Origin of the sequence: Pedobacter sp. UBA4863, assembly GCF_002399615.1 — a bacterium.
Taxonomy (GTDB): domain Bacteria; phylum Bacteroidota; class Bacteroidia; order Sphingobacteriales; family Sphingobacteriaceae; genus Pedobacter.
The window spans coordinates 19115-27283 of sequence record NZ_DHDZ01000019.1 but is presented as its reverse complement, the minus strand read 5'-3'; the positions used below and the strand labels follow the sequence as shown (position 1 = coordinate 27283).

At 38.3% G+C, this 8169-nt stretch carries 6 protein-coding genes; all 6 read left to right on the top strand.

The window, feature by feature from the left end; all coding sequences use genetic code 11:
- Positions 1-137: 137 nt before the first annotated feature.
- The 6 genes from B3I52_RS03405 to B3I52_RS03380 all read left to right on the top strand — a co-directional run bounded on the left by B3I52_RS03405 (position 138) and on the right by B3I52_RS03380 (position 8161).
- A complete protein-coding gene (locus B3I52_RS03405) occupies positions 138-1028 on the top strand; it encodes an IS1595 family transposase (RefSeq protein WP_293298746.1) in 891 nt (296 codons plus the stop codon).
- Positions 1029-1232: 204 nt separating this feature from the next.
- Complete coding sequence (locus B3I52_RS03400) at positions 1233-2585, top strand: APC family permease (RefSeq protein ID WP_293298744.1); 1353 nt, start codon at positions 1233-1235, stop codon at positions 2583-2585.
- Between the two features lie 113 nt (positions 2586-2698).
- Positions 2699-3859: a trans-sulfuration enzyme family protein gene (locus tag B3I52_RS03395; RefSeq protein WP_293298741.1), complete on the top strand. Its 1161-nt coding sequence runs from the start codon at positions 2699-2701 to the stop codon at positions 3857-3859.
- 119 nt (positions 3860-3978) lie between these two features.
- Entirely contained in the window at positions 3979-4422 is a 444-nt protein-coding gene (locus B3I52_RS03390) for a hypothetical protein (RefSeq protein ID WP_293298739.1), read from the top strand.
- A gap of 323 nt (positions 4423-4745) precedes the next feature.
- On the top strand, positions 4746-5321 hold the full coding sequence (locus B3I52_RS03385) for a MarC family protein (protein WP_414691868.1): 576 nt from the start codon (positions 4746-4748) through the stop codon (positions 5319-5321).
- A gap of 341 nt (positions 5322-5662) precedes the next feature.
- A complete protein-coding gene (locus B3I52_RS03380; protein ID WP_293298736.1) occupies positions 5663-8161 on the top strand; it encodes a YfhO family protein in 2499 nt (832 codons plus the stop codon).
- Positions 8162-8169 lie beyond the last annotated feature (8 nt).

Below are 8169 nucleotides of genomic sequence, written 5' to 3'. Positions count from 1 at the left end.
ACAAAAAATATCACTAATTTTAGAGTAGTCAATCATCTGTTTTTTATGTTTAAATATTTGAATGTCAGAAACTTAAATATAAACATATAGAGGTCTTTAGATAATTTCATATCTTTAATTGTCTAAAAAGGGGAAAAATGGAAATTTTTAAGGGTCAAAATCTTCTAGAGTTTGCTGAACACTTCAAAACAGAGTTAGATTGTGAAAAATATCTTGCACATTGGAAGTGGGAAAAGGGCTATTCCTGTCGCAAATGTGGCCATACGAAATATCAGGTTAGAAAAGACTTTTCAAGGACTTGTAATGTTTGTAGTGACACGGAAAGCCCAAGTTCAGGAACACTTTTTCACCGAGTTAAATTTGGTTTGAGAAAAGCCTTTTTTATTTGTTTTGAAATGAGTACCACGACCAAAGATTTGTCTGCCCTACAAATGTCCGTTCGTTATGGAGTTGCAGAAAACACAGCCCGCCTATTCATGCATAAAGTTCGTGAGGCAATGAGATCTGATGAAAAAGACGGTATGCAGGGCTTGGTCCAAATTGATGAATTTACGGTTGGGGGAAAAGAAGAAAATAAACAAGGTCGAAGCTACGATGCTAAAAAGAAAAAGGTCGTATGTGCTGTAGAGCTCACAGAGCAGGGGAAAGTTAAACGTTTTTACGCTTTAAAAATAGAAGATTTTTCATCGAGATCTCTACGGACAATTTTCGATAAACATATTGATAAATCAGCCCAAGTTGTTACAGATGACTGGAGGGGTTATCGACCAATAAGAGATTTTAACATTACCCAGACCAAGAGTAATAAGGGCAAGAATTTTCCAGTGCTGCATACCATGATCCATCAAGTAAAATCTTGGCTGAGAACAACGTACTCTTGGGTTTCGGCCGCTAATATCAACCGGTATTTGAGCGAGTTCTGCTTCAGAATTAATCGTTCACAGTCCAAGCAAACAATCTTTAACAATCTAATCAAAAGGATGGTGAATAGAAATCCAGTTTCTCAAGCTGATTTAATATGCAGTTAAGTTATGACCTCTATAAACATAATTACTTTGATTGACTAATTTTTTAAATCATTTATTAATCGAGTTCAGGTTTATACCATTAACCTATAGTCTAGTGTTGTTACCGTTACCATTTTTGTGGTATAATGATAACACCAACCACAATGTAAAAACAACAAAAGCACTGGCCAAAAACCTCAACCAACCAACAAACTAAAATTTTAGATGAACCCTGAAAAAAAGCAACTTTCCCTCTTCGACCTTTCGATGATTGTAGTAAGCCTGGTAATAGGCATGGGAATTTTTAGAACCCCCGTTAACGTAGCTGCCAAAGCACAAATTCCAGAATTATTTTTCTTAGCATGGATAGTGGGCGGCCTGGTAGCACTTTGCGGTGCCTTAACCTATGCCGAAATTGGTTCGCGTTACCCAGTTACTGGCGGCTATTACAAAATTTTCTCGGTTTGCTACCACCCTTCCATCGCATTTGCCATTAACTGCATTATTGTGGTGAGCAATGCGGCATCGGTGGCTGGCGTGTCGTTAATTGGTGCCGAATATTTAAACAAAGCACTTTTCCCGGTCGAAATGCAAACTAACGACCACCGCATTCTCATTGGCTTAGTCAGTATCATTATTTTTTATACCATTAACCTCATGGGACTGAGAACCAGTTCGAGAACCCAGAATATTCTTACCCTTATTAAACTGGCAATGGTAATTACGTTAATTTGCGCCGTGTTTTTCGGTGCACCAACAACCCAATTACCTTCGGTTTTTAGTACTGCCAATGGCTTACCGGCCACTTGGAGCGATTACGGCAAAACCCTCGGCATCTGCTTAATTGCGGTTTCTTTTAGCTTTGGCGGCTACCAGCAAACCATTAATTTCGGTGGCGAGGCAAAAGAAGCCAAAACCGTTATTCCTCGTTCTATTTTAGTTGGACTGGGAATTATCATCACCTTGTACATGGCCATTAATTACGCTTACGTAAAAGTAATTGGTTTCGAGCAGCTCAAATCGGCAGAGAGTATTGCCGCCATTTTAGCTGGCCACATTTTTGGGCCAACGGGTTTCACCATACTTTCGGTACTCATATTTCTTTCTGTTTTAGGCTACGTAAACGTAAACTTATTGAGCAACCCCAGAGCCATGTATGCCATGGGCGAAGAAGGCGCACTACCTAAAATATTCACTAAAAAGACCAGTAAAAATGATGTAATGGTGGTAAGCCTAACCATTTTCACCATCCTTTCTATTATCACCCTATTTTACGCCCAAACCTTCGATAAAATTTTAAACTACACCATTTTTATGGACGGTGCAGGCATGATTTTCTCTGCCGCCACCATCTTTTACTTGCGCAAAAAAACTGCCCATTTAGATAAAAGCACTATCTACACCATGAAACTATATCCGCTAATGCCCATTATTTTTATTGCGGCCTACCTATTTGTAGCCATCAGTATTTACAATGACGACCCTGAAGCAGCACTAAACGGAATATATATCTTCTTAGGTTTTGTAGCCATTTATTTCATCCAAAGATTTTTCAACAACAAAAAAACTGTCCAATAAATATTGAAACTAGAAAACAACTATTAAGCAACTTCTATAATCTTTGTTCCTTAATCCTTGTTCTTTAATCTTTATTCCTTGTTCCTTGCTCCTTAATCTTTTAACTTTAAAAAATGGATATATCTTACATACTGAACGAGCTTGGCGAAGAAAGGGATCATTATTTTAACGCCATTGCCCCCCCTATTGTTCAAACCAGTAATTTTAAGTTCAATACCGTTGATGATTTTAGAGCTGCATTAGCCGATGAATATCAAGGCAACTTATACACTCGTGGCTTTAACCCAACGGTTGATATTTTAAGAAAAAAGCTCGCTGCGCTTGATGATGCCGAAGACGCCTTGGTATTTGGCAGTGGTGTAGCCGCAGTAAGCATCCCGGTTTTGGCTTTACTAAAGCAAGGCGATGAAGTTATTTGTGTAGAAAACCCCTATAGCTGGACCATTAAGCTCTTTAATGATTTGCTGCCTAAATTTGGTATAAAAACTACTTTTGTAGAAGGAAGCGACACCACTGCTATTGAAGCTGCAATTACCCCACAAACAAAGTTGATTTACTTAGAATCTCCCAATACCTTTAGTTTCGAAGTGCAAGACTTAGCAACGATTGCCCAAATAGCAAAAGCCAACAACATCATCACCATGATTGATAACAGCTATTGCTCGCCGCTTTACCAACAACCCATAGCCTACGGCATTGACTTGGTGGCACAATCGGCAACCAAATATTTAGCGGGCCACAGCGATGTAGTTGCTGGTGTAGTTACTGGTAAAAAGCAGCTCATTAAAAAGATATTCGAAAAAGAATACATGAACATTGGCGCATCGGTAGCGCCACAAAATGCCTGGTTATTGCTTAGAAGCTTGCGTACGTTGCCAATTCGCCTCGAAAAAATCACCTCAAATGCCAGCAAGGTAATTGAATATTTAGAACAACATGAAAAAGTGGAAAAAGTACTACATCCGTTTAGCGCCACCAATAAACAGCTCCACTTAGCTAAAAAACAAATGAAAGCCTGTGGTGGCCTATTTAGCATTGTACTTAAAAATTCGAGCCTAGATAAAATAGAAACCTTCTGTAATAGCTTAAAGCATATTTTAATGGCAGTATCGTGGGGAGGTTACGAAAGCTTGCTAATACCGGCATGCGCAGGCATGAGCAAAGCTAATTTCGATCCAACTAATAAAAGGCATATCCTAATTAGAATTTATGTGGGTTTAGAAGAACCCGAATATATTATTGAGGATTTGAAACAGGCTTTGGAAAAGATTTAGAAACTTTTTAAATTTTTGTCAAAGAAAATACGTAAACAGCGAGGACGCCGTTCTCTGCGCCTACCTCGACAAACGTAATTTATAAATATTCTATTCAGTTTAAACAGTTTCCTAATCTCATGAAATGCCTATTCATAATTCTTATGCTATACCCTGGGCTTACTCTTGCCCAAAAGAAAGAAATTGACACAAACTATATCTATTGGAATAAGGACAGAAAATTAAAGCAAGAAGATTTTCTTATCAAAACCGCTAACAATGGCGCTAGTTCTTCCGCCATGTTTGGGAGCGAATATAATTTAACAGGGATATTTTCAATGCAAATTCCCAAAAATTATAAAGAAAAAATTCGTCATTATTTTGTTAGAAACGCTTCTTGGATAGATACCACAGCAAATATTTCAGATAACTTAACCTATCAACAAACACAATTTGACCTATGCGAAATTTATTTTCGTAAGTTTAGAAAAGAAGTAAACGAAAACAAAAAGAAGATATTTTGGGGTAAATTAGCGATTAGGGATATTAACACTAAAATTTTAGCAGACTATAAAAAAGAGTAGTCATCTACGACCAAGAAACGAAATCTGGAAATCTTCCAGATAAACAACAAGAATGGGAATTAATAATTTTGAAAGAACTCGAAGAGCTAAGCGAATTTGGCATTGATTAAACAGAGTATTCTTCTTCATTCATAACAATCGCACACCTAAGCAATTCATTTTATCGCAAAACAATAACCTTAACAAGCAAAATTCGAAAAGTAAACCTTTGTACAATTAGTGCCTTTGTGATTAAAACATTAAAAACACTACCTATTACAAATCGTAAAAAGCTAGCTAATTTTCAAAGTATTAACTTTACTTTTACATCAAATTTTTAATGTATGGAAACTTTGCACTTCGAGCTCAATCAAATTCTCTCTACCTCCATGATTTTGTTTGCCATCATTGATATCCTGGGCTCCATTCCGGTCATTATTTCTTTGCGCAAAAAAACAGGGCATATCCAATCAGAAAAGGCAACTATTGTGGCTACGGCCATCATGATTTTGTTTTTATTTTGTGGCAAGTCTGTTTTAAATGTAATTGGCGTAGATGTGCAGTCGTTTGCAATTGCGGGTTCGCTAGTAATTTTCTTCATTGCCATGGAAATGGTCCTTGGTATCCATTTTTTTAGGGATGAAGCGCCCGAAACTGTTTCTATCGTTCCGCTGGCTTTCCCACTAATTGCCGGAGCAGGCACCTTAACCACGCTCCTGTCGTTAAAAACAGAATACCGCACAGAAAACATCCTGATAGGTATTATTTTAAATATGGTATTTGTTTATTTTGTATTAAAAAATACGGCCAGATTAGAAAAGCTTTTAGGTAAAAACGGATTAAATGTACTTAGAAAGAGTTTTGGCGTAATTCTTTTGGCCATTGCCATCAAATTATTTAGAACCAACACCGGACTGTAACATTTATTGCATCAAACCATCTAAAAGACAAATGCCTTAAGATGAATTTATTTGAGCAATTTACGGTATATGTGGGCACTTTAGCTATTCTTTTTGAAGCCATTAGCTATTTGCGTGGCAAGCTAAAAGGCAAGGCCTAATAAAACTTATAGCACCTATTAAAGTTGTTGCTTCTTTCTTTGGTGTACCCTGCTTGGCCAGATCTCTCGTATTTCACCCCAACACGCTTAACCAAAAAATAAAATATCAATTAAATCTCTAATGTTCGAAAGAGCACATCAGAAACTTTTTCTTCTTAATCTGCACCAAATTTCTATTTTTGGGCTGAGTTAAAAATTAATATGAATAATTGGTTTAATAAAAACGGCATCCATCTTGCCATTCTAGCAGCATTTGTTGTCATCTGCTTTGTTTATTTCAGTCCGGTTTTGCAAGGTAAAGCACCAGCGCAAAGCGATGTGATCCAGTCTAAAGCCATGCAAAAAGAAATCATGGAGTACAAAGACAAAGACGGCAAAGGACCACTTTGGACAAACCAGATGTTTGGCGGTATGCCGGCCTACCAAATATGGGTACAGTATGCGTACAATGGCGCAACGTATGGTATAGCCTTAATTACCAAAACCTTCCCAAATCCGGTAGGTACAGTATTATTACTATTGGTAGGCGCCTATTTCTTATTTATTACGCTAAAAGTAAACCCTTGGCTGGCCGCGGCCGGGGCCATAGCCTTTGCTTTTACCACCTACAACTTTGTATTAATTGCCACAGGCCATAGCAATAAAGCTTTGGCTATAGGTTTCTTCGCCCCAATTATTGCCGGTATTTTAATGACCTTACGAGGCAGATACCTTCTAGGCGCAAGCTTAACCGCACTTTTCTTAGCCTTAGAAATTAGGGCTAACCACGTTCAAATGACCTATTACCTATTCCTTTCTGTATTAATTTTAGTGGGAATGGAGTTATATCAAGCCTATAAAAACAAAACCCTTCCTGCATTCGGAAAAGCAATTGGCTTTTTAGCTGGTGCCGTAGTAATTGCCGTAATGATCAATGCCAGCTTATTATGGACCACTTCCGAATACGCCGCAGAAACCAATCGAGGTAAATCTAACCTAACCTCTACCGAAACAGGTACAAAAGAAAAAGCAGGCATGAGCAAAGATTATGCTTACGCTTGGAGCCAGGGTGTAGGCGAAAGTTTCACCTTCTTAATTCCTAACCTTTATGGAGGTGCCACAGGAATTGATGAACTAGTAAAGCCAGAAAGCAATTTATACAAGGCCGTAGCAACAGATTTTTCTGGCGGAGACCCAGCGCAAACCACCCAAATTATCCAACAATTGGCGCAAGGTTTTAACATGCAAGAATACTGGGGCGAAAAACCGGGCACATCTGGTGGTTACTATTTTGGAGCCATTGTTTGTTTCTTATATATTTTCGGCTTATTTATAGTCCGTAACCGATTAAAGTGGTGGATTTTAGCAACCACCATACTCTTCATGTTGCTTTCATTCGGTAAAAACTTCCCTCTGGTATCCGATCTATTTTTCAATTACTTTCCGCTGTACAACAAATTTAGAGCAGTAGAATCTATATTGGCTGTAGTGGGTTTAATGGTGCCAATATTAGCATTCTTGGCCTTAAAAGAAGCGCAAGAAGGTAATATCGATCAGAAACAATTGGTAAAAAAACTAACTTGGTCGGCAGGTATTACAGGTGGCTTTGCCTTAATAGTGGCTATTGCACCTACACTATTTTTCAGTTTTAAAACCAATAACCACGCAGAAATTGTACAAGCTTTAACCCAAGCGTTACAAAACAACGCCAGTGCAGCACAAAAGTTAACAGAAGCATTAATAGCCGACCGTGCAGCCATTGCCCGTACCGATGCTTTTAGGGCATTCCTATTTATCGCCATTGGCTATGCAATTGTTTGGGCTTTTATTACCAAAAAGCTAAATACACAACTGGCTTTTGGCTTATTGGCTTTTGCTGTATTAATAGATATGTGGCAAGTTGACAGAAAGTACCTGAACAACAAAAACTTTGAAAACAAAAACACTTTGGCCAACTACTTCCAGCCTAGAGATGTAGATAACTTTATCACCAGCGATAAAGACCCGAACTTCCGTGTTTACGACCAAAGTATCAACACCTTTAACGATGCAAGCACTTCTAACTTCCACAAAACGGTGGGCGGTTACCATGCAGCTAAATTAAAGAGATACGACGAGCTTATCCAACATCAGTTTTCGAAAAGTGTAAACCAAGACGTTTTAGACATGCTCAACACAAAATACTTCATCACCCAAGACCCTCAAAATGGCTCTTACAAAATGAGCAGAAATTCAACTGCCTTGGGCAATGCATGGATCGTGAAAGGCGTTCAGTTCGTGAAAAATGCCGATGAAGAAATGACAGCCATCAGCAGTTTCGATCCTAAGCAAGAAGCCATCGTTGACGAACAGTACAAAAAACTGCTTGATACTACTCGTTTAGGTGCAGATCCAACAGCCTTTATCAAATTAGACAAATATCATCCAGATCATTTAGAGTACAGCTACAGCGCTCCACGCGATGTAATTGCAGTATTCTCTGAAATTTATTACGACAAAGGCTGGAACATGTATATTGACGGTGTACAAAAACCTTATTTCAGAGCCGATTACGTTTTACGTGCGGCACAACTACCCGCTGGCAACCACAAAGTAGAATTCAAGTTCGAACCTAAATCTTATTACACGGGCGAGAAAATTTCGCTTGCAGGAACTATCCTTTTAGTACTTTGCTTAGGTTTTGCAGGCTACAGCGAAAACAAAAAGAAGAAAACTGCATAATTACTATA

Excerpts from the sequence above, each read along its gene's own strand:
- B3I52_RS03405 (WP_293298746.1), top strand. The coding sequence starts at position 138 with ATGGAAATTTTTAAGGGTCAAAATCTTCTAGAGTTTGCTGAACACTTC.
- B3I52_RS03400 (WP_293298744.1), top strand. The coding sequence starts at position 1,233 with ATGAACCCTGAAAAAAAGCAACTTTCCCTCTTCGACCTTTCGATGATT.
- B3I52_RS03395 (WP_293298741.1), top strand. The coding sequence starts at position 2,699 with ATGGATATATCTTACATACTGAACGAGCTTGGCGAAGAAAGGGATCAT.
- B3I52_RS03390 (WP_293298739.1), top strand. The coding sequence starts at position 3,979 with ATGAAATGCCTATTCATAATTCTTATGCTATACCCTGGGCTTACTCTT.
- B3I52_RS03385 (WP_414691868.1), top strand. The coding sequence starts at position 4,746 with ATGGAAACTTTGCACTTCGAGCTCAATCAAATTCTCTCTACCTCCATG.
- B3I52_RS03380 (WP_293298736.1), top strand. The coding sequence starts at position 5,663 with ATGAATAATTGGTTTAATAAAAACGGCATCCATCTTGCCATTCTAGCA.